The sequence below is a fragment of the Streptomyces sp. NRRL S-920 genome (assembly GCF_000717945.1).
Lineage (GTDB): Bacteria > Actinomycetota > Actinomycetes > Streptomycetales > Streptomycetaceae > Streptomyces > Streptomyces alboniger.
Genome location: NZ_JODF01000059.1, coordinates 43,965 through 64,150, shown reverse-complemented (window position 1 = coordinate 64,150; position 20,186 = coordinate 43,965). Strand labels below are relative to the sequence as shown.

Annotated in this window: 20 protein-coding genes and 1 pseudogene; 5 read left to right on the top strand and 16 right to left on the bottom strand. The window is 69.6% G+C overall.

Annotated elements, in window-relative coordinates; translation table 11 throughout:
* Nucleotides 1–199 precede the first annotated feature (199 nt).
* On the top strand, nucleotides 200–1,051 hold the full coding sequence (locus IG54_RS0130515) for a helix-turn-helix transcriptional regulator (protein ID WP_030791854.1): 852 nt from the start codon (nucleotides 200–202) through the stop codon (nucleotides 1,049–1,051).
* Between the two features lie 28 nt (nucleotides 1,052–1,079).
* On the opposite strand, the gene IG54_RS0130510 is transcribed toward IG54_RS0130515, so the two are convergent.
* The 6 genes from IG54_RS0130510 to IG54_RS0130485 all read right to left on the bottom strand — a co-directional run bounded on the left by IG54_RS0130510 (nucleotide 1,080) and on the right by IG54_RS0130485 (nucleotide 7,348).
* Entirely contained in the window at nucleotides 1,080–2,618 is a 1,539-nt protein-coding gene (locus IG54_RS0130510; RefSeq protein WP_078594709.1) for an alpha/beta hydrolase, read from the bottom strand.
* A 158-nt stretch (nucleotides 2,619–2,776) separates the two neighbouring features.
* On the bottom strand, nucleotides 2,777–3,400 hold the full coding sequence (locus IG54_RS0130505; protein WP_051820166.1) for a TetR/AcrR family transcriptional regulator: 624 nt from the start codon (nucleotides 3,398–3,400) through the stop codon (nucleotides 2,777–2,779).
* Nucleotides 3,401–3,591: 191 nt separating this feature from the next.
* Nucleotides 3,592–4,950 (bottom strand): dicarboxylate/amino acid:cation symporter, encoded by a 1,359-nt coding sequence (locus IG54_RS0130500; RefSeq protein ID WP_030791848.1) that lies wholly within the window; start codon nucleotides 4,948–4,950, stop codon nucleotides 3,592–3,594.
* Nucleotides 4,951–5,281: 331 nt separating this feature from the next.
* Nucleotides 5,282–5,575: a DUF4229 domain-containing protein gene (locus IG54_RS0130495; RefSeq protein WP_030791845.1), complete on the bottom strand. Its 294-nt coding sequence runs from the start codon at nucleotides 5,573–5,575 to the stop codon at nucleotides 5,282–5,284.
* An 87-nt stretch (nucleotides 5,576–5,662) separates the two neighbouring features.
* The gene (gene mqnE, locus IG54_RS0130490) at nucleotides 5,663–6,826 is read right to left on the bottom strand and encodes an aminofutalosine synthase MqnE (protein WP_030791842.1); all 1,164 of its coding nucleotides are present in this window, start codon (nucleotides 6,824–6,826) and stop codon (nucleotides 5,663–5,665) included.
* Between the two features lie 66 nt (nucleotides 6,827–6,892).
* Entirely contained in the window at nucleotides 6,893–7,348 is a 456-nt protein-coding gene (locus IG54_RS0130485) for an Lrp/AsnC family transcriptional regulator (protein WP_030791839.1), read from the bottom strand.
* Between the two features lie 122 nt (nucleotides 7,349–7,470).
* Here IG54_RS0130485 and IG54_RS42275 point away from each other — a divergent pair, with 122 nt between their 5' ends.
* Complete coding sequence (locus tag IG54_RS42275) at nucleotides 7,471–7,608, top strand: hypothetical protein (RefSeq protein ID WP_158708957.1); 138 nt, start codon at nucleotides 7,471–7,473, stop codon at nucleotides 7,606–7,608.
* Nucleotides 7,609–7,706: 98 nt separating this feature from the next.
* On the opposite strand, the gene IG54_RS0130475 is transcribed toward IG54_RS42275, so the two are convergent.
* Genes IG54_RS0130475 through IG54_RS0130465 form a run of 3 tightly spaced genes read right to left on the bottom strand, consistent with a single transcriptional unit; the run spans nucleotide 7,707 to nucleotide 10,757 of the window.
* Nucleotides 7,707–8,390 (bottom strand): UbiX family flavin prenyltransferase, encoded by a 684-nt coding sequence (locus IG54_RS0130475; protein ID WP_234336400.1) that lies wholly within the window; start codon nucleotides 8,388–8,390, stop codon nucleotides 7,707–7,709.
* A 10-nt stretch (nucleotides 8,391–8,400) separates the two neighbouring features.
* Nucleotides 8,401–9,303 (bottom strand): menaquinone biosynthesis prenyltransferase MqnP, encoded by a 903-nt coding sequence (gene mqnP / locus IG54_RS0130470; RefSeq protein WP_030791833.1) that lies wholly within the window; start codon nucleotides 9,301–9,303, stop codon nucleotides 8,401–8,403.
* Nucleotides 9,300–10,757 carry a menaquinone biosynthesis decarboxylase gene (locus IG54_RS0130465; RefSeq protein WP_030791830.1) on the bottom strand — a complete coding sequence of 486 codons (1,458 nt, stop codon included), beginning with the start codon at nucleotides 10,755–10,757 and terminating at the stop codon, nucleotides 9,300–9,302. Before IG54_RS0130465 ends, mqnP begins: the two co-directional genes overlap by 4 nt.
* An 89-nt stretch (nucleotides 10,758–10,846) precedes the next feature.
* Between IG54_RS0130465 and IG54_RS0130460 the strand changes: the two genes are divergently transcribed.
* Together IG54_RS0130460 and IG54_RS40765 are read left to right on the top strand one after the other, a co-directional pair.
* Nucleotides 10,847–11,167 (top strand): PLD nuclease N-terminal domain-containing protein, encoded by a 321-nt coding sequence (locus tag IG54_RS0130460; protein WP_030791827.1) that lies wholly within the window; start codon nucleotides 10,847–10,849, stop codon nucleotides 11,165–11,167.
* Nucleotides 11,167–12,057: pseudogene (locus IG54_RS40765) on the top strand (LysR family transcriptional regulator); the annotation flags it as partial. The gene IG54_RS0130460 and the pseudogene IG54_RS40765, both read left to right, overlap by 1 nt.
* Here the strand turns inward: IG54_RS40765 and IG54_RS0130450 are convergent.
* A complete protein-coding gene (locus IG54_RS0130450; RefSeq protein WP_030791820.1) occupies nucleotides 11,960–12,925 on the bottom strand; it encodes a DMT family transporter in 966 nt (321 codons plus the stop codon). The pseudogene IG54_RS40765 and the gene IG54_RS0130450 sit on opposite strands and share 98 nt — an antisense overlap.
* A gap of 121 nt (nucleotides 12,926–13,046) precedes the next feature.
* Here IG54_RS0130450 and IG54_RS0130445 point away from each other — a divergent pair, with 121 nt between their 5' ends.
* A complete protein-coding gene (locus IG54_RS0130445; protein ID WP_030791817.1) occupies nucleotides 13,047–14,009 on the top strand; it encodes an isopenicillin N synthase family dioxygenase in 963 nt (320 codons plus the stop codon).
* Here IG54_RS0130445 and IG54_RS0130440 read toward each other — a convergent pair.
* The 6 genes from IG54_RS0130440 to IG54_RS0130415 all read right to left on the bottom strand — a co-directional run bounded on the left by IG54_RS0130440 (nucleotide 14,006) and on the right by IG54_RS0130415 (nucleotide 20,110).
* The gene (locus IG54_RS0130440) at nucleotides 14,006–14,533 is read right to left on the bottom strand and encodes an SRPBCC domain-containing protein (protein WP_030791814.1); all 528 of its coding nucleotides are present in this window, start codon (nucleotides 14,531–14,533) and stop codon (nucleotides 14,006–14,008) included. The genes IG54_RS0130445 and IG54_RS0130440 overlap by 4 nt on opposite strands.
* 68 nt (nucleotides 14,534–14,601) lie before the next feature.
* On the bottom strand, nucleotides 14,602–15,693 hold the full coding sequence (gene ccsB / locus IG54_RS0130435) for a c-type cytochrome biogenesis protein CcsB (RefSeq protein WP_030791811.1): 1,092 nt from the start codon (nucleotides 15,691–15,693) through the stop codon (nucleotides 14,602–14,604).
* Complete coding sequence (gene resB / locus IG54_RS0130430) at nucleotides 15,690–17,408, bottom strand: cytochrome c biogenesis protein ResB (RefSeq protein WP_030791808.1); 1,719 nt, start codon at nucleotides 17,406–17,408, stop codon at nucleotides 15,690–15,692. The genes ccsB and resB overlap by 4 nt, the downstream gene beginning before the upstream one ends.
* Before the next feature lie 3 nt (nucleotides 17,409–17,411).
* Entirely contained in the window at nucleotides 17,412–18,176 is a 765-nt protein-coding gene (locus IG54_RS0130425; protein ID WP_030791805.1) for a cytochrome c biogenesis CcdA family protein, read from the bottom strand.
* On the bottom strand, nucleotides 18,176–18,811 hold the full coding sequence (locus tag IG54_RS0130420) for a TlpA family protein disulfide reductase (protein ID WP_030791802.1): 636 nt from the start codon (nucleotides 18,809–18,811) through the stop codon (nucleotides 18,176–18,178). The genes IG54_RS0130425 and IG54_RS0130420 overlap by 1 nt, the downstream gene beginning before the upstream one ends.
* Before the next feature lie 66 nt (nucleotides 18,812–18,877).
* Nucleotides 18,878–20,110 carry a hypothetical protein gene (locus IG54_RS0130415; protein ID WP_030791799.1) on the bottom strand — a complete coding sequence of 411 codons (1,233 nt, stop codon included), beginning with the start codon at nucleotides 20,108–20,110 and terminating at the stop codon, nucleotides 18,878–18,880.
* Nucleotides 20,111–20,186: the final 76 nt, after the last annotated feature.

Here is a 20,186-nt window from a genome sequence, read left to right as displayed (position 1 = left end):
GGGGAACAGGCGGGGGGGGCGGGAGAGCGGGATCGTGAAGAGCGGGATCGTGAAGAGCGGAGTCGTGAAGCGAATATCGGCCGCCGCGGCAGCGGCGGAACCCCGACGATGCCCGCACCCGGCAGCCCCCACCAGACCGCCCTGTTCCTGGCCCTGACAGGGCCCCCCACGCACCGCCGCGACCAGCGACAATGACGGGATGACGACAGCCGGCACCACCGGGACAGAACTCGGCAGATACCTCCGCGCCCGCAGGGCCCGCATCACCCCCGCCGACGCCGGCCTCCCCGCGGGCACCGGGCTGCGCCGCACCCCGGGCCTGCGCCGCGAGGAGCTTGCGACCCTCGCCGGGGTGAGCGTCGACTACTACACGCGCCTGGAGCGCGGCCGGGAGACGAACCCCTCCCCCGCCGTCGTCGACGCCCTGGCCCGCGCCCTGCGGCTGACGGGCGACGCCCACGAGCGCCTGCACGAGCTGGCCGAACTGGCCTCGGGCCGCCTCAACGAACCGCAGCCCACCGCCGACGAGACGGTCCGCGACTCCACCCTGCGCATGCTGGAGGCGCTGGCCCCGCTGCCCGCGTACGTGGTGAGCAGGCACAGCTACATGCTGGCCGCGAACGCCCCCGGCAAGGAGCTGCTCCCCGGCCTGTGGGACTGGCCCGCCGAGCGGCGCAACGTCACCCGCTACCTCTTCCTGCACCCCGTGGGCCGCACGCTCTACCAGCCCTGGGAGGAGACGGTCGCCACGTCGGTCGCCCACCTGCGCGCGGTCGGCGGCACGGACACGGACTCGCCGCGGCTGACCAACCTCGTCGGTGAACTCCTCCTCAAGTCACCGGACTTCGCCCGCATCTGGGAGCGTTACGACGTACGGGAGCGGGGCGGCGGCACCAAGTCCTTCGCGCATCCGCGCGTCGGCGGCATGACCCTCACGTACGAGGTGATGAGGCTGGCGCGGACGGGCGGCCAGCGCATGGTGGTCTACCAGGCCAGGCCGGGTACGCCGGACGAGGCGGCGATGCTGGGGCTGGCGCCCGGCCGGGAGTGACGCCCCGGCACCCCGGAGCCGCCCGGGGTCACTGCGCCGAGTCCGCCTCCGCCGCGCAGGAGCTGCCGCTCTTGGGCGTCTCCCCGTACAGCAGGAACCCGTCCACCTTGTCCTGTACGCACTTCGACCCCAGGTAACCGGTGTGCCCGTCACCCTTGTTGTCCAGGACGACGGCCTGCGGGCCGAGGCGCCGCGCGGTCTCCTCCGTCCAGCGGTAGGGCGTCGCGGGGTCCCCGCGTGTGCCCACGAGCAGCAGCTTCGGCGTCTTCACGTCGCGTACGTCCTCGCGGATGTAGCTCGTCCCCGGGGGCCGGCCGAAGCAGAGCAGCACCGGCATCAGCAGGGACTTGCCGAAGACGGGTGACGCCTCCTCGAACTCCCTCTGGAGCTTGCCGACTTCCTTCTCAATGCGTGCGGCGTCCGGCCGGTCGGGGTCGTCGGCGCAGTTCACCGCCATGAGGGCGGCGGACATGTTGTCCATGGGCGTCTCCTCGCCGACCGCGCCCGTGCCCCGTACCGCGCCCGTACCACCGCCCACGCCGCCCGCGAGCCCGCCGCTCATCCGGATCAGTGCCCGGGGGTCGCCGTCCGCGAGCAGCGCGCCCAGCGCCTGCGACAGCGCGGGCCACGCCTTCCTGCTGTACAGGGCCTGACCGAGTACGCCGACGACGTCCTGCCCGGTGAACTCCTCGCCGCTCATGGACCGCAGCGGCATCGTGTCCAGGTCCTGGATGACCTGGACCATGCCCTGGCGGGCGGCCCGCGCGTCGGTGCCGAAGACGCAGCCCGCGTTGCCGGTGCACCAGGTGAGGAAGTTGTCCAGGGCGGTCTGGCGGCCCTCGGCGGTCACGCGGGACTGCTCGGCGACGGGCTCGGTCAGCGTGTCCACGCCGTCGAGCACCATCCGGCCGACCTTCTTGGGGAACTGGGCGGCGTAGACGGCGCCGAGCCGCGTCCCGTAGGAGAAGCCGAGGTAGTTGAGCTTCTTGTCGCCGAGGGCCTGACGCATCACGTCCAGGTCGCGTGAGACGTTGACGGTCCCCATGTACGGCAGGACGGGCCCGGACTTGGCCTCGCACTCCTTGGCGATCTTGCGCAACTCGGCGAGTACGGCGGCCGGTTCCTCCCCCTCGCCCGCCACGGGCTCGGTGTCCCCGTCGGCGTCGCCGCAGCTGACGGGGTCGCTCAGGCCGACGCCGCGCGGATCGAAGGAGACGATGTCGTAGCCCTTGCTGAGGAAGCCGAACTCCTTCTGCGATCCGGCGAGCGCGGAGACGCCGGGGCCGCCGGGGCCGCCGAAGTTCAGCAGCAGGGAGCCTCGCGGCTTGCCGCCGGCGCTGGACCTCATGCGGATCATCGCCACGTCCACCGTGCCGGTGGACGGCTTGGCGTAGTCGAGGGGCACGGTCACATGGCCGCACCGGACGTCCTTGGCGTGGCCCGTGGCGTCCGCCATGGCCTCGGTCGAGCCCTTGCAAGCGGCCCATTTGATCTTCTGGGTGTAGTACCGCGTCAGGTCGGGGTGGCCGTTCGCCGCCGGGGCGAGGGCGGGTGCGCTCGCTCCCATGACGGCCAGTACGGCTATACCGGCGACTGCACAAGCTCCCCGCACGGCGACCTCCCAGGGATCTCCCCCAGGCCCACCCTAAGCGCCGCCCCCCGCCCCCGCTTCCTCACTCTGCGTAATCATCAATTCTCCCGCCACCCATCACCCGTGTCCCCGTACTACCGAGTCGCCGTAGAGGCCCGTCCCTCCACCAACCCCCCGAGCCCCGCCCACGCGAAGTTCATCAGGGTCGTCGCCGCCTCCTTCGCCGAGACCGAGTCGTCCCTGTTGGCCCAGTCCGCCAGGGACTCCGCCGCTCCCACCAACGCCTGTGCCAGCCCCGCGACCTGCCTCTCCGACGGCGCGGGGTCCCCATGGGCCTCCCTCGCCGCCGCCGCGATCAGTGACGTCACGTAGGCGAGCATCTCCTCCCGCATCGCGGTGACCAGCGCGGCGAACGGCTCCCCCTGCGTCCGCGCCTGGCTGTGCAGCACCGCCCATCCGTCCGGGTGCTCCGCGGTGTGCGTGAAGAACGCCCGCAGGCCGTCCCACAGTTGCCGGTCGACACTCGCCCCCTCGGCCGCGCCCACCCCGTCACGGACCGCGGCGACGAGCGCCGTGGCCTCCCGCCGGATGCAGGCGCTGAACAGCTCCTCCTTGGAGTTGAGATACAGGTACACCAGCGGCTTGGACACCCCGGCCAGCTCCGCGATCTCGTCCATGGAAGCGGCCCGGTACCCCCGCTGCCCGAAGATCCGCACCGCCGCGTCCAGCATCTGCCGCTCGCGCACGGCCCGCGGCATCCGCTTGCGCGCCCGCTGCTCTCCCACCCCGGCCTCCCCGTTCACGCACTCCCCGTTCCCACGCCGCCCGTTCATCCGTCAGCGTACGGTCATCGCGAACACGCGAGCGATTACCGGAGAGGGACGCGAAAGTGCCCCGCCCCGGAGCGACTCCGGGGCGGGGCACGACACTCACACGGGCTCGCGCGGACTCACGCGGCCGCGGGCACCGCCCGCGGCGACTCGTCGAAGTCGTCGATCGGCGACGCCGAGGCGCTCTCGTACGCCTCCCGGTCGAGGATCTTCTCGCGGGCCGCGACGATCACGGGGACCAGCGCCTGCCCGGCCACGTTCGTGGCGGTGCGCATCATGTCCAGGACGGGGTCGATGGCGAGCAGCAGGCCCACGCCCTCCATCGGCAGGCCGAGCGTGGAGAGGGTCAGCGTCAGCATGACCGTGGCGCCGGTCAGACCGGCCGTCGCCGCCGAGCCCACCACCGACACGAACGCGATGAGCAGGTACTCCTTGACGCCGAGGTTCACGTCGAAGATCTGCGCGACGAAGATCGCGGCGATCGACGGGTAGATCGCGGCGCAGCCGTCCATCTTGGTCGTGGCACCGAAGGGCACCGCGAAGGACGTGTACTCCTTCGGGACGCCGAGGCGCTCGGTGACCTTCTGGGTGACCGGCATGGTGCCGACCGAGGAGCGGGAGACGAACGCCAGCTGGATCGCGGGCCAGGCGCCCTTGAAGAACTGGAGCGGGTTGACCTTGGCGACGAACGCCAGCAGCAGCGGGTAGACGCCGAACATCACCAGGGCGCAGCCGATGTAGATGTCCGCGGTGAACGTCGCGTACTTGCTGATGAGGTTCCAGCCGTAGTCCGCGATGGCGAAGCCGATGAGGCCGACGGTGCCGATCGGGGAGAGCTTGATGACCCACCACAGGGCCTTCTGGAGGAGCGCGAGGACGGACTCGCTCAGCTCCAGGATCGGCTGGGCCTTGTCACCGATCTTCAGTACGGCGACGCCGGCGACGGCGGCCATGAAGACGATCTGGAGGACGTTCAGCTCGGTGAAGGGCGTGATGACGTCCGTCGGGATGATCCCGGTCAGGAAGTCGATCCAGGAGCCCGCGTGGTCGGGGGCCTTGCCGTCCTTCGGGGTGAGGCCGGTACCGGAGCCGGGGTTGGTGAGCAGGCCGATGGCGAGGCCGATGGCCACCGCGATCAGCGACGTGATCATGAACCACAGCAGGGTGCGGGTGGCCAGGCGCGCGGCGTTGTTGACCTTCCGCAGGTTGGTGATGGACACCAGGATCGCGAAGAAGACGAGCGGGGCGACCGCGAGCTTCAGCAGACCGATGAAGGTGTCGCCGACCTTGGAGAGGGTGGTGACCAGCCAGGAGATGTCCTGGCTGCGGGCGAGCCAGCCGAGCAGCGCGCCGAGGACCAGGCCGCCGAGGATCTGCGCCCAGAAGGGCATCTTGAGGTACTTGGATATCCGGAAGCGGGATTCGGGCTTCTCGGTGTCGCCCGCCTTGTCGGCGGGCGTCGCGGAATTCGCGGACACGGACACACTCCGGTGAGGAAAGTCAGGGTGGGGGCATACGGGAGCGGCGACCGCGAAGGGTCAGCGGGCCGCTGCGGCGGGGTCACGGTCAGACGTGACAGGCCGCGGACATGCAGCGGCAGAGGTCGACATGCAGGCGCGCCACGAGCGGGACGCTCATGGCGTGGTGGTGCGCTGCTGCTGTCTTCATGTCGAACACGTTAACACTCGTACTTTGAGAACATCAAAGGTCTTGTTTGAGGTAGCCCCCGCGCCGAACCCCGGAAAACGCACGGGACCCCGGTCCGGAGCGGGATGCTCCGGACCGGGGTCCCGGTGAGAGTGACGAAGCTTACGAGCGCTGGGCGCGCGCCAGGTCGTCCGCGAGGTCCTCCTGGGTGCGGTTCGCCTCCAGGGTGGCCTTGGCGCGGTCGACCTTCGCGACGACCTGCTCCGAGGCGCGGTCACGCTCCTTGCGGAGCACCACGAAGCTGATGGGGGCGGAGACGACCAGCGCGAGCAGCAGTACCCACAGCACGTTCGAGTCACCGAGTCCGCGCGGCAGGATCCCGGAGTAGACGAGGCCCCCGACGACCAAGAGGCAACCCACGAAGATCCCGAGGCGCATCAGCGTGTAGCGGAGCATGGCAATCCACTCTTCCGTTCCGAAATGGGCCCGAGCTGGACGAGCCTCTCCAGTGAAGCATGGAGGGGCCCGTGCCCGGCAAGGGGGTCAGACCCGCATCGCCTGCGGCGTCTCACGCAGCAGCGGGTCCGGCCCCTCGTACTCCCGGATCGCCTCGTAGCGGGTGTTCCGCTCGACCGGCCGGAAGCCGGCCTCGCGGATCAGGTCGAGGAGGTCCTCGCGGGTCAGCTTGTTCGGCGTGCCGAAGTTGTCCGCGTCGTGCGTGATCTTGTACTCGACGACCGAGCCGTCCATGTCGTCCGCGCCGTGCTGGAGCGCGAGCTGCGTCGTCTGGAGGCCGTGCATGACCCAGAAGACCTTGACGTGCGGGACGTTGTCGAAGAGGAGGCGCGAGACCGCGAAGGTCTTCAGCGCCTCGGCGCCGGACGCCATGGTCGTGCGCGCCTGGAGGCGGTTCCTGACCTTGCCGTCCTTCATGTCCACGAAGTCGTGCTGGTAGCGCAGCGGGATGAAGACCTGGAAGCCGTTCGTCTCGTCCTGTAGCTCACGCAGGCGAAGGACGTGGTCGACGCGGTGGCGCGGCTCCTCGATGTGGCCGTACAGCATCGTGCACGGGGTCTTCAGACCCTTCTCGTGCGCGAGGCGGTGGATGCGCGACCAGTCCTCCCAGTGGGTGCGGTGGTCGACGATGTGCTGCCGCACCTCCCAGTCGAAGATCTCCGCGCCGCCGCCGGTCAGCGATTCCAGGCCCGCCTCGATCAGCTCGTCCAGGATGTCGGAGGCCGACATGCCGGAGATCGTCTCGAAGTGGTGGATCTCCGTGGCCGTGAAGGCCTTCAGGGACACGTTCGGGAGGGCCTTCTTCAGCTCGCTCAGCGAACGCGGGTAGTAGCGCCACGGCAGGTTCGGGTGCAGGCCGTTGACGATGTGCAGCTCGGTGAGGTTCTCGCCCTCCATCGCCTTGGCGAGGCGGACGGCCTCCTCGATGCGCATCGTGTACGCGTCCTTCTCGCCCGGCTTGCGCTGGAACGAGCAGTACGCGCACGACGCGGTGCACACGTTCGTCATGTTGAGGTGACGGTTGACGTTGAAGTGCACGACGTCGCCGTTCTTGCGCGTGCGGACCTCGTGCGCGAGGCCGCCGAGCCAGGCGAGGTCGTCCGACTCGTAGAGCGCGATGCCGTCCTCGCGGGACAGCCGCTCACCGTCCCGGACCTTCTGCTCAAGATCGCGCTTGAGACCTGCGTCCATGCCCTCGCCCTTACCTCTCCAGCGACCTACGACAAACTCCCGCCAACCGTACGCCCCCGCTCCCGCTCACTCCTCCTCGGGCAGCTCCCCGACCCTGTTCTCCCACTTCGTGGAGAGCACGATGGTGGTACGCGTCCGGGAGACGCCCCGTGTGCCGCTGAGCCGGCGGATCGTCTTCTCCAGGCCGTCCACGTCGCTCGCCCGCACCTTGAGCATGTACGAGTCGTCGCCCGCGATGAACCAGCAGTCCTCGATCTCGTGCAGGTCCTTCAGGCGCCGCGCCACGTCCTCGTGGTCGGCGGCGTCGGAGAGCGAGATGCCGATGAGGGCGATGACGCCGAGGCCCAGCGACGCGGAGTCGACGGTCGCGCGGTAGCCGGTGATGACACCGGCCGCTTCGAGGCGGTTGATCCGGTCCGTGACGCTCGGCCCGGAGAGGCCCACGAGCCGCCCGAGTTCGGCGTACGAGGCCCGGCCGTTCTCCCGCAGGGCCTGGATGAGCTGCCTGTCCACGGCGTCCATAGGTGCGATGCCTTTCATTATTCAGCGATACCGCGAGTCTATGTGTAGAATCTAAGGCGCAACAGGGTCTACACCCTGTGAATCTTTCTCAATCTCAGCAGATCAACGACGATCCTTCAGGAGTGAGTCACACCGTGTACTCGATCGAGATGGCCTACGCCCGTATGCGCGAGCTCCAGGACTTGGCCAACCGCTCGCGTGCGAATGTTGCGGCGCCGCGGAAGGCCCCCAAGAAGGCTCGGGGCGCCAAGAAGCGGTAGTCCCGCCGTGGGGGCCGGGGGGCGGTGTCGACTGCGGGTTCGTTTTGGTTGCTCGCGCAGTTCCCCGCGCCCCTTCGGGGCGCTCCCCCTGGGGGCGCTCACCCTCCACCGGAAGCGCTCCCCAGCTCTCCCTCCCACCGGCGGTACAGGCTGTGCGGGACATCCGCCGCGTCCAGCACCCGCCCGGCGACGAAGTCCACCAGATCCTGGATGTGCGTCGCCCCCGCGTAGAACGCCGGAGAGGCGGGCAGCACACGCGCGCCCGCCTCGTCCAGGCTCACCAAGTGCTTCAGCGTCTGACCGTTCAGCGGGCTCTCGCGTACGCAGACCACCAGCCGTCGGCCTTCCTTGAGCGTCACGCTCGCCGACCGCTGGAGCAGGTCCTTCGAGAGCCCGAGCGCCACCCCGGCCACGCACGCCGTGGACGCCGGCACGATCAGCATCCCCTTCGTCGCGTACGACCCCGACGACGGGCCCGCCGCGAGATCACCGGCCGCCCAGTACCGCACGTCGTCCAGCGTCCTCGACGGCACGTCGAAGGTGTCCGGCTTCCCGTCCGCCCCGCGCGCGAGCCACTGGCGCAGATCGTCCCGCCAGTGCGCGTCCCGGAAGGAGATGCCGGTCTCGTCGAGCAGCGTCAGCCGCGAGGCGCGCGATACGACGAGGTCCACGCTTTCGCCCGCCGCGAGCAGCGCGCGCAGCACGGAGGCGGCGTACGGGGTCCCCGAGGCCCCCGACACCCCCACGATCCAAGGCTTACGCCGCGTATCTGCTGCCTTCACGCTGTGCAGCCTAGACCGTGAGCCCGCGCACGAGCAGATCGAGCAGCGCGCAGACGAACAGGGCGATGCCGATGAAGCCGTTCACCTGGAAGAAGGCGCGGTTGAGCCGGGACAGGTCGTGCGGCTTCACGATGGAGTGCTCGTATACGAAGGCACCGGCCACGATCGCGAGACCGAGCCAGAAGAACACCCCCGCGCCGGTGGACGCGGCGTACCAGGCGAAGAGGCCGGTGGTCACCAGGTGGCAGCCGCGCGCGCCCCGAATCGCGGCCGGGATGCCGAACCGCGCGGGCACCGACATCACGCCGACCTCGCGGTCGGTCTCCACGTCCTGACAGGCGTAGATCAGGTCGAATCCGCCGATCCAGACACCCACCGCGAGCCCGAGGATCACGGCCTGCCACGACCACTCGCCGGTGATCGCGATCCACGCGCCGACCGGGCCCATCGCCTGGGCGAGGCCGAGGATCGCCTGCGGGAAGTTCGTGAACCGCTTGCCGTACGGATAGACGACCATCGGGATCACCGCGACGGGCGCGAGCGCCAGGCACAGCGGGTTGAGCAGGGCGGCCGCGCCGAGGAACACGGCGAGCGCGATCAGCGCGCCCGTCCACGCGGACTTCACGGACACCGCGCCCGTCACCAGCTCGCGGTGGGCGGTGCGCGGGTTACGGGCGTCGATCTCGCGGTCGATGATGCGGTTCGCCGCCATGGCGAACGTCCGCAGCCCCACCATGCAGATGGTGACCAGGAGCAGCCGCCCCCAGTGGATGTTCTTGTCCAGCTGGAACATCGCGGAGAGGGAGGCGATGTAGGCGAAGGGCAGCGCGAAGACGGAGTGCTCGATCATGACGAGCCTGAGGAACGCTTTGGTGCGCCCCGGCTGGGGGATCGCGGCGGAGGCGCTGCTCACAGTCCGTACTCCTTCCAGCGGCGGTCGACCTTCGAGGCGGTCTCCGGATCGGACACCACCATCTCGGGCCAGCCCCCGTCGCGTGTGTAGCCCTCCTCGGGCAGCTTCCGCGTGGCGTCGATGCCCGCCTTGCCGCCCCAGAACTGCTGGTAGGAGGCGTGGTCGAGGTGGTCGACCGGGCCCTCGACGACGGTGAGGTCGCGGGCGTAGTCGGTGTTGCCGAGGGCCCGCCAGGACACCTCGTGCAGATCGTGGACGTCACAGTCCTTGTCCACGACGACGATCAGCTTCGTCAGGGACATCATGTGCGCGCCCCAGATGGCGTGCATGACCTTCTGCGCGTGCTTCGGGTACTTCTTGTCGATCGAGACGATCGCGCAGTTGTGGAAGCCGCCCGACTCCGGAAGGTGGTAGTCGACGATGTCCGGCACGATCACCTTGAGGAGGGGGAGGAAGAACCTCTCCGTCGCGCGGCCCAGCGGGCCGTCCTCCGTCGGCGGGCGGCCGACCACGATCGACTGGAGCAGCGGCCGCCGCCGCATCGTCACGCAGTCGATCTTCAGAGCGGGAAACGGCTCCTGCGGCGTGTAGAAGCCGGTGTGGTCGCCGAAGGGGCCCTCGGGGAGCATTTCGCCGGGCTCCAGCCAGCCCTCGATGACGACCTCGGCGTGCGCGGGCACCTGGAGCGGGACCGTCTTGCAGTCGACCATCTCGACGCGCTTGCCCTGGATGAACCCGGCCAGCATGTACTCGTCCATGTCACCGGGCAGCGGCGCCGTCGAGGCGTACGTGACGGCCGGCGGGCAGCCGAAGGCGATCGCGACGGGCAGCTTCTCGCCCCTGCGGGCGGCCACCTGGTAGTGGTTGCGGCTGTCCTTGTGGATCTGCCAGTGCATGCCGATGGTGCGCTTGTCGTGGCGCTGGAGGCGGTACAGGCCGAGGTTGCGCACCCCGGTGTCGGGGTCCTTGGTGTGGGTCAGACCGAGGTTGAAGAAGGAGCCGCCGTCCTCGGGCCAGGTGAAGAGCGCGGGCAGCTGCTCCAGGTCGACGTCGTCGCCGGTCAGGACCACCTCCTGGACGGGGGCGCTCTCCGGCTTCACCTTCTTCGGCGGTACGTGCGTCATCGCGCCGAGCTTGCCGAACGCCTCGCGGATGCCGACGAAGCCGTGCGGCAGCTCCGGCTTGAGCAGACCGCCGATCTTCTCGCTGATCTCGCCGTACGACTTCAGGCCGAGCGCCTTCAGCAGGCGCCGGTCCGTCCCGTACACGTTCATCGCCAGGGGCATCGCGGAGCCCTTGACGTTCTCGAAGAGGAGCGCGGGGCCGCCGGCCTTCTGCACCCGGTCGACGATCTCACCGACCTCCAGGTACGGGTCGACCTCGGCCTTGATGCGCTTGAGATCGCCCTCGCGCTCCAGTGCACGGAGCAGGGAGCGAAGATCGTCGTAAGCCATGCGTTCCAGTATCCGGCACCGGCTACCCTGGCCCCGTCACCGGGGGCTCGCTCGCCTCCCGCCGTCACCGCTTGGGGGATCGCGCCACCATGCTCAGGTATCTGCCGTTCCTGCTGGTCCTGGCAGTGTGGATCTACGCCTTCATCGATGTCCTGAACACTCCCGAGAAGGAGGTCAGGCATCTGCCCAAGGTGGTGTGGGTCATCATCGTGCTGCTCTTCGGCGAGGTGCTGCTCGGCCCGATCGCCTGGTTCGTCACGGGCAAGGAGCGGCACGCCCCGGGCTCCGGTACCGCGCGGGGCCGTACGCGCTGGGTCGCGCCCGACGACAACCCCGAGTTCCTGAAGTCCCTGCGGGACGAGGACAAGGACCCGGGCGAGGACAAGAAGGACAAGGGCACCGACGGCTGATGGAGCTACGGCTGCTCGTGACCTTCGAGAAGGTCGCCACCGTCCTCAGCTTCACCCAGGCCGCCACCGAACTGGCGTACGCGCAGTCCAGCGTGACCAGTCAGATCCGCTCCCTGGAGTCCTCCCTCGGCACGGAACTCTTCGACCGGCTCGGCAGCCGCATCCGGCTGACCGAGGCGGGGACGCGCCTGCTGCCCTACGCCCGGCAGATCATCGAGCTGACCGACGAGGCGCGGGCCGCGGTCGTCGGCGCCGGGGAACCGTCCGGGGCGATCGCGGTCGGCACCATGGAGTCCCTGACCTCCTACCGGCTGCCGCCGCTCCTCGAACTCTTCCACCACCGCTACCCGAAGGTGCGGCTCTCGCTGCGCCCCACGCTGGGCGACGAGACCCGGCAGGCGCTGCGGCAGGGGACGTACGACGTGGGCTTCCTGATGGAGCCGGGGACCGAGCACCAGGGCCTGGAGAGCGAGGTCCTCGCCGAGGAGCCGCTGGTCCTGGTCTGCGCCCCCGGTCATCCGCTGGCGGCGCGCGCGGCGGGCGCGCTCGCCACGGCCGATCTGACGGCGGTGCAGCTCGTCGGCACCGAGCCGGGCTGCCCCTACCGGGATCTGTTCGAGGCGGAGCTGCGGGAGCGGACCGGTCAGCCCCCGCCGTTCATGGAGTTCGGCACGATCGAGGCGACCAAGCAGGGCGTGGCGGGCGGGCTCGGGGTGGCGCTGCTGCCGGCCGTGGCGGTGGCGCGGGAGCTGGCGGCGCGCGCCCTCGTACGGCTGCCCTGGGAGCCGCCGTTCACGTTGTGGACGCAGCTCGCGTGGCGGTCGGGGAAGCGGCTTCCGGCGCATGTCCGGCTGTTCGTGGAGCAGGCCGTGCGGCTTGTGCGGGAGCAGAGCGCGTCCCCGGCGCCAGGGTCACCTTGAGGCTCGCCAGGACGATCAGCGGGACGCCGAGCGCCTGGACGAGCCCGATGTGGTGGCCGTAGACCGCCCAGTCGGCGACCATCGCGACCGCCGGGTAGGTGAAGGCGAGTACGGCGATCTTGGGCGTGGGGAGCTTCGCGTACGCCGCGTACATCAGGACGTACATCAGACCGGTGTGGATCACGCCGAGGCCGACGAGCCAGGCCCAGCCGGTGCCGGTGCCGCGCATCGCGCCGAAGTCCGTGAAGGGCAGCAGCAGCGGGATGCCGACCAGGACCTGGACCAGGGCGATCAGATGGGGGCGTACGCCCGTGACGCGCTTGGTGACGAGGGTGGACAGGGCGTAGAGGACGGCGGCGAGGAGCGCGAGCCCGATGCCCGCGAGGGAACCGGTGTCGCCGGGGCGCACCCCCGAGACCAGCACGAGCCCGGCGAACGCGGCGGCCAGCCAGCCCAGTTGGGACCGCGTCAGGCGCTCGCGCAGGACGACGGCGCTGAGCAGCACCAGGAAGAAGGGCTGCGTGTGGTAGACGACGGTGGCCAGGGAGATCGAGGTGGCCTCGTACGCCTTGAAGAGGAACACCCAGTTGAAGACGATGAACAGGCCGCCGAGCGCGGCGAGTCCGAGCCTCTTGGGCGTGAGCCCGTGGTCGCGGAAGTAGCCGCGGGCGAGGGCGTACGCGCCGAGGGCGAGGGCGCCGAACAGGACGCGGAAGAAGACGACGTTGAAGACGTCGGCGCCGGACTCGACGACGAAGACGCCGAGGGTGCCGGAGAGCATCATGGCGGCGGTGAGCTGGGCCGTGCCCTTGTTCTCAGAAGCGTTCCTTGAGGTCATGGCAGGAACGTACGAGCGGGCGAAGGCGCAGGTCCACGCGCTGCTGGGGCGTCCTTCCGATGGGCCGATCGGCGCTGTCGATGACGCCTGACCGGCGGCTCGCGTGGGCACGATGGGAGTCATGAGCAGCGCATCGGGCACCCCCCGCATCCCCACCGTCGACCTGCGGCCCTGGCTGTCCGGCGACCCCGAGGCCCGCGCGCGCACGGCACGGACCGTCGACGCGGCCCTGCGCACCGCCGGTTTCCTCCTGGTGACCGGGCACGGCGTCGACCCCGGCCTGCGTACGGCGATCAGGGAGTCGGCCCGCGGCTTCTTCCGGCTGCCCGCCGAGGTGAAGCGGCCCTACGCGGTCAAGGTCGGCGGGCGCGGCTGGCTCGGGCCCGGCGCGGAGGCCAACAGCTACGCGGAGGGCACGGCCGCTCCCCCGGACCTCAAGGAGTCGCTGTCCTTCGCCGCCGACGAGCCGACCGGGGACGCGCGAGTCGACGCCGAGTGGTTCGCGCCGAACACCTGGCCGGGCGAGGTCCCCGGGCTGCGGGGTCTCGTGGAGACGTACCTGCGGCAGACGCGAACGCTCGCCGACCGCCTCCTCGAACTGCTCGCCGTCGCGCTCGGCGAGGACGGGGACTTCTTCACCCGGCACACCGGGCACCCGACCTGGGGCTTCAACATCAACTGGTATCCGGGGCGGGACACCGTGGGCGCGCCCGAGCCGGGCCAGTTCCGCATCGGCCCGCACACCGACTTCGGGACGGTGACGGTCCTCGACCGGCAGGCGGGCCGGGGCGGGCTCCAGGTGTTCACGGACGAGGGCGGCTGGCAGGACGCGCCGTTCGACCCGGCGGCGCTCACGGTCAACATCGGCGACCTGATGGCGCGCTGGACCGGCGGCCGCTGGCAGTCCGGCCGGCACCGGGTACTGCCGCCGCCCGCCGAGGCGCCCGCCGAGGAGCTGATGTCCCTCGTGTACTTCTACGAGTGCGACCCGGGCACGGACGTCCGGGGCATCGACTCGCACACGTATCTGCGCAAGCAGCTCGACGCGATCGCTGTGGAGGACGGCACGGGGGCCAATCCCTAGCCGGGGGCGCCCTCCGCGGCGGCGTAGCCCTCGCGCAGCTCACGCCAGCGGTCCGGGGTCCACTTCGACCAGTCCTCGGGGCGGCCCCGGAGCGCCTCGACGAGCAACTCGAAGTGGTCGTGCCAGCCGGCCAGGCAGTCGAGGCGCAGCGCGTCGTCGCCGTCGAACTCGTTGGTGAAGCGCAGTGTGGTGCCTTCGTGTCCGGCCGTCGGTTCGAGGTGGAAGCGGCACCGGCCGTGCAGGTCGATCGTGTACTCGGCGACGACGTCCGGGTCCCAGGCCGTGATGTGCCCGGAGTGCACGGACTGCTCCGGGTCCTGGGCGCCGTTCAGCCAGCGCAGCGTGATGGCGCCGCCGAGCCGGGGCTCGAACACGTCGGCGGCGGCCAGCCACCCCGGCAGTCCTTCGGGGGTGGCCACCGCCGCCCAGACCTTGTCCACAGGGTGGGGAAGGTGCAGCTCGTAGTGCAGGTGCTGGGTGGAGCCCTCGGCCCGTCCTGTGCCCTGCCCGATCGTCTCGGTCATGGCTCCAGCGTGGCCCGGTAGGACCCATTCCGCACCCCTTGTGCGCGCGGCGGGGTGCGGAACGTGTCTCAGACCCCGGCGTACGAGTGCTTGCCGGTGACGAAGATGTTCACGCCGTAGTAGTTGAAGAGCCAGCACGCGAAGGCGATCAGGGCCAGGTAGGCGGCCTTGCGGCCCTTCCAGCCGGCCGTCGCGCGGGCGTGCAGGTAGCCGGCGTAGGCGACCCAGGTGATGAAGGACCAGACCTCCTTGGGGTCCCAGCCCCAGTAGCGGCCCCAGGCGTCGCCCGCCCAGATCGCGCCCGCGATGATCGTGAACGTCCACAGCGGGAAGATCGCCGCGTTCAGTCGGTAGGAGAACTTGTCGAGCGAGGCCGCGGCGGGCAGCCGCTCCAGCACGGACGTGGCGAACTTGCCGGGCTGTCCGCCGCTCTGGAGCTTGGCCTCGTAGCTGTCGCGGAAGAGGTAGAGCATCGTCGCGACGAAGCCGACGTAGAAGACCGCGCCGCAGAAGATCGCCGTGGAGACGTGGATCCACAGCCAGTACGAGTGCAGGGCCGGGACCAGCTGGTCGCTGGAGGTGTACAGGACGGTGACGGCGAGACCGAGGTCGAGCAGGATCGTCGTCACCAGGGGCAGGCCGAGCCAGGCGATGTTCTTCTTCAGCGCCATCAGCACCAGGTAGACGCCGACGGCGACCGTAGAGAAGGTGATGCTGAACTCGTACATGTTGCCCCACGGGGCCCGCTGCACCGACAGGGCGCGGGTGAGCACACCGCCGAACTCCAGCAGGAACGCGAGGACGGTGAGGGACACCGCGATACGGCCGTACAGGTCGCCCTTCTCGTCGCCCGCCGCGGCGCCGGGCCCGTCCGGCACGTCGCGCGCACCGGTGACCGACCGCGTGACGACCTGGGGGCGCTCCAGGGTGGCGGTACCGCCCTTGGCCCTGGTGGTCACCGCGGGCGCCGCCGCCGCGGCCTTGCTCGGGGTGAGCGCGGCCGCGGTGCGGGCGACCTTGCTGCGGCTGCCGAAGAGCCACTCCGCCATGTGTGCGAAGAAGGCCAGGAGGTAGACGGCCATCGCGGAGTAGATCAGCACATTGCTGATGTGCGCGAGGTCCTCGTTCGGTTCGGCGGCCAGGGTGGTGGCGAGATTCACTTCTCAGCCCCTTCGGCAGGAACAACATCGGGGTCGGCGTCGGAGGCGGCTTCCGCGTCCGGGTCTGGGTCCGCATCGGGCGCGCTCGGCGCCTTCTCGTGCAGGTGGGCGGCGAGGTCGGACAGTTCCTCGGGGAGTTTGGAGGACTCGCTGCGGCCGAGGCCCGCCATCTCCACGACGGTGACGCCGTCGGCGCCCCGCACCGCGCGCACCCACACGCGGCGGCGCTGGATGAACAGCGATCCGGCGAGGCCCGCGATCGCGGCGATCGCGCCGCCCAGCGCCCACACGGAGCCGGGCTCCTGCGAGATCTGGAAGGTCGCCCACTCCTTGAGGTCCTTCTCGAAGGTGATCGACCCGGCGCCGTTCGGCAGCTTCATGGTCTCGCCGGGCAGCAGCCGCTTCTTGAACAGCTCGCCCTGGGCGTCCTTGAACTTGGTCATCTTCCGGGTGTCCAGCTGGTACACGTTCTGCGGGACACCGGAGTCGACGCCCAGGCTGCCGTGGTACGCGGACAGCGCGAGCACCGGGAAGTCGGGCGCGGGGAACTGCGAGAACATCTGGCCCTTGCCCTCGCCCGCGAAGGTCGGCACGAAGAAGGCGTTGAAGCCGAGCTGCTCCTTCTTGCCGCTCTTGTTCTTGTAGTTGTCCAGGACCTTGATGGCGCCGGTCGCGGTGCCGTTCTGGTCGATGGGCAGCAGCGGCACGGCGGCCTCGTAGATGACCTCGCCCTTGGGGTCCCTGACGGTGACCTTGGGGGCGTAGCCGTGGCCGATGAGGTAGACCTTCGAGCCGTCGACCTCCAGCGGCTTGTTGACCTCGATGGCCTGCTTCTTCTCGGGGCCGTCGGCGCCCTCGCTGTAGGTGACGTTCGCCCGGTAGGTGCGGGGCGTGCCGCGGTTGGGGCCCGACTTCTCGTACGTCCCCTCGAAGTCGTCGAGCTTGAAGCTGAACGGCGCCAGGTCGTCGGTGTCGAAGAGGCTGCCGGACTTGAAGTCATCGTACTGGCTGAGGGTGTTGGAGAAGCCGTCACCCTCCATGACCAGCTTGCCGCCCTCGGACTTGAGGAGCTGCCCGGCGGCGAAGGCGATCAGCATCACGATCAGCGCGACGTGGAAGATCAGGTTGCCGGCCTCGCGCAGATAGCCCTTCTCGGCGGCGACCGAACCGGCGGCGGTGTGCGCGCGGAAGCGGCGCTGCTTGAGCAGCGCGAGCGCGGCCTCGTGCACCTGCTCGGGCTCGGCGGCGGTGCGCCAGGTCGTGTACGCGGGCAAGCGCGTCAGCTTCTTGGGGGCGCCCGGCGGGCGGCCGCGGAGCTGGCCGACGAACTGCCAGGTGCGGGGCACGATGCAGCCGATGAGGGAGACGAAGAGCAGGATGTAGATCGCGGAGAACCACACCGAGCTGTAGACGTCGAAGAGCTGGAGCTTGTCGTAGAGCGGGCCGAGCGTGGTGTGCCGGTCCATGAAGTCCTGGACCTTCAGCTCGTCCACGTTGCTCTGCGGGATCAGCGAGCCGGGGATCGCGCCGAGCGACAGCAGCAGGAGCAGGATCAGCGCGACCCGCATCGAGGTGAGCTGCCGCCAGAACCAGCGGATCCAGCCGATGACGCCGAGGGAGGGGAGGTTCGGCGACTCCTCCCTGGGGGCGGTCGAAAGCTGCTCTCCCGCGGCGCCGAGATCGGACTGTCCCTCGGGGGCTTCGGTCTTGCTCATGGATCAGATCCCCACGCTGTACTTGCTGGTCCAGACCTGCATGTCCTGCACGATGCTGTCCCACACGCCGGTGACCAGGAGCACCCCGGTCACGATCATCATGGTGCCGCCGACGCGTATCACCCAGACATAGTGCCGCTTCACCCAGCCGAAGGCGCCGAGCGCCTTGCGGAAGGCGACGGCGGCGAGGATGAACGGAAGACCGAGCCCCAGGGAGTACGCGACACCGAGGATCGCGCCGCGCTGCGGGTCGGCGTCCTCGGTGGACAGGGCGAGGACCGACGCGAGGGTCGGGCCCACGCACGGCGTCCAGCCCACCGCGAAGAGAGCGCCGACTATCGGTGCGCCGGCCAGCCCGATGGCGGGCCGCTTGTGGAAGCGGAACTCGCGCTGGGTGAGCCACGGCATGAGCCCCATGAAGAACAGCCCGAGCACGATCATCACCACGCCGAGCGTGGTGTTGACGGTGCTCTGGTGCAGCTTGAGGGTGCGGCCGATGGCACCGAAGGAGGTCGTGACGGTGACGAAGACGACGGTGAACCCGGCCACGAAGAGACCGGCCCCGGCGGCCATCCGGCCGCGCCGCGCCTCCCCGAGGTCCTGGCCGCTGATCCCGGTGACGTACGACAGATAGCCGGGCACGAGCGGCAGGACGCACGGCGAGAAGAAGGAGACGAGCCCGCCGAGCACGGCGATCGGGATCGCGAGGAGCAGGGCCCCGCTCATCACGGTCTCGTTCGGACCGACGACGGCCGCGAGCGTGGACATCACTTCTCCGCGAGGACGGGGTCGATCATCTTCCGCAGCTTCTCCTCGCTCAGTGGCGTCTGCGCGCGGGCCGCGATCTTCCCGTCCCGGTCGACGACGAGCGTGGAGGGGATGGCGTTCGGGTTGAGCGAGCCCGGGGGGAAGCGCAGCATGAGCTTGCCCGTCGGGTCGTAGAGGCTCGGGTAGGGAACCTCGTGGTGCTTCTCGAACTGGATCGCGGGGCTGCGCTCGGGGTCACGCGTGTTGATCCCGACGAATTCGACGCCCTTGGACTTGGTCTCCTTCGCGAGCTTCACGAAGTTCGGCGCCTCGGCCCGGCACGGAGCGCACCAGGAACCCCAGACGTTGATGACCACGATCTTGCCCTTGTAGTCCTTGGTGATGTTTAGCTTCTTGCCGTCGAGGGTCTCCCCGTCGAGCGAGGGGTTCGGCTTGCGGTCGCCCTTCTTGACGGTGGCGATGCCGTCTTTCCCGGCGACGAAGTTGGTGTTTCCGGAACCGCCCGACATGCCGCCGGAGCCGCAGGCGGACAGAGTCAGCGCCGCGACCGCGGCGCCTGCGGCGAGCAGGGCAGCACGGCTGCGACGGCGACTGCTGCTGTCAACGCGGTGTGGGGCACGGCAGGCGGCACTCATGTGAAAAGTTTCGCATGTCTGTTTCAGGGATCTTCCGCACCCCCCGCGGTTGCGGAAAGCCCCATTTCAGGCGGCCTTTTTGAGCCCCTTCCAGCCACCTGCGGGCTGCTGGCCGACATCGAGGCCCTGGAGCTGCTTGAGCACCTGGGGGTCCTGCACGTCGAGCCAGTCGACGAACTGCCGGAAGGAGACCAGACGTACGTCCTTCTTGCCCGCGATGTGCTTCAGGGCCTCCTCAACGGCGTCCATGTAGATGCCGCCGTTCCACTCCTCGAAGTGGTTGCCTATGAAGAACGGGGCGCGGTTGGTCTCGTAGGCCCGCTTGAACCCGGATATGTAGGCCTCGGTGGCCTGCTTGCGCCAGCCCGGGTAGTTGTGGGGCGGCGCCTTCGTGGAGTTCTGCGACTGGTTGGCGAGGATGTTGTAGTCCATCGACAGGACCTCGAAGGAGTGCCCGGGGAAGGGCACCGCCTGGAGCGGCAGGTCCCATACGCCCATCTTCTTCTCGGGCCAGCGCTGGCGGCCGCCCGGCGAGGACGCGTCGTAGCGCCAGCCGAGCTTCTTCGCGGTCGGCAGCAGATTGTTCTGGCCGAGCAGACAGGGCGTGCGGCCGCCGACGAGTTCCTTGTCGTAGTCGAAGGGCAGCGACGGCAGATCGGTCCAGCCGGTGTTCGTACGCCACTTCTTCACAAAGGACTTGGCCTGGTCGATCTCGTCCTGCCATTGCGCGGACGTCCAGTTGGCGACCGTTCCCGTGCCCGTGCAGAAGTGCCCGTTGAAGTGCGTGCCGATTTCATGGCCCTCAAGCCAGGCCTGCCGGACGTACTTCAGCGTGTCCTTGATGTGACCGTCGGTGAGATAACCGATGTCGGAGGCGCCGACCGCATTGTTCGGCGGACGGTACATGCGCTTCTTCGATTCCGGGAGCAGATAAAGCCCGGAGAGGAAGAACGTCATGTGCGCGTTGTGGTCCTCGGCCAGCTTCAGAAAGCGCGGGAACAGACCGTTCCCGACCTCGCCCGCACCGTCCCAGGAGAAGACCACGAACTGCGGGGGCGTCTCGCCGGGCTCCAGCGGAACCGGCTTGCCCGGCTGGTTGGGCTGCTTGCCGGTGTAGGAGGTCGACCCGTCGCCGATCGGCCTCGCCGGGCGCTTGCCCGTGTCGGCCTGCCCGTCCTTGGCCTTGTCCGCGGGCCCCGAGGAATCCCCGTCGCCCCCGGTGCCGCATGCCGCGAGCCCGAAAGCGGCCGCGGCACCTGCCCCGAGTCCGAGCATTCCCCGGCGGCTGAAGTCGCGCATTCCCAATCCCCATTTCGTCGCGCCCTTGGCTCCCGTACTGCCGTATCTGACTCGGCAAGAGGGACGCCCTGTTAGA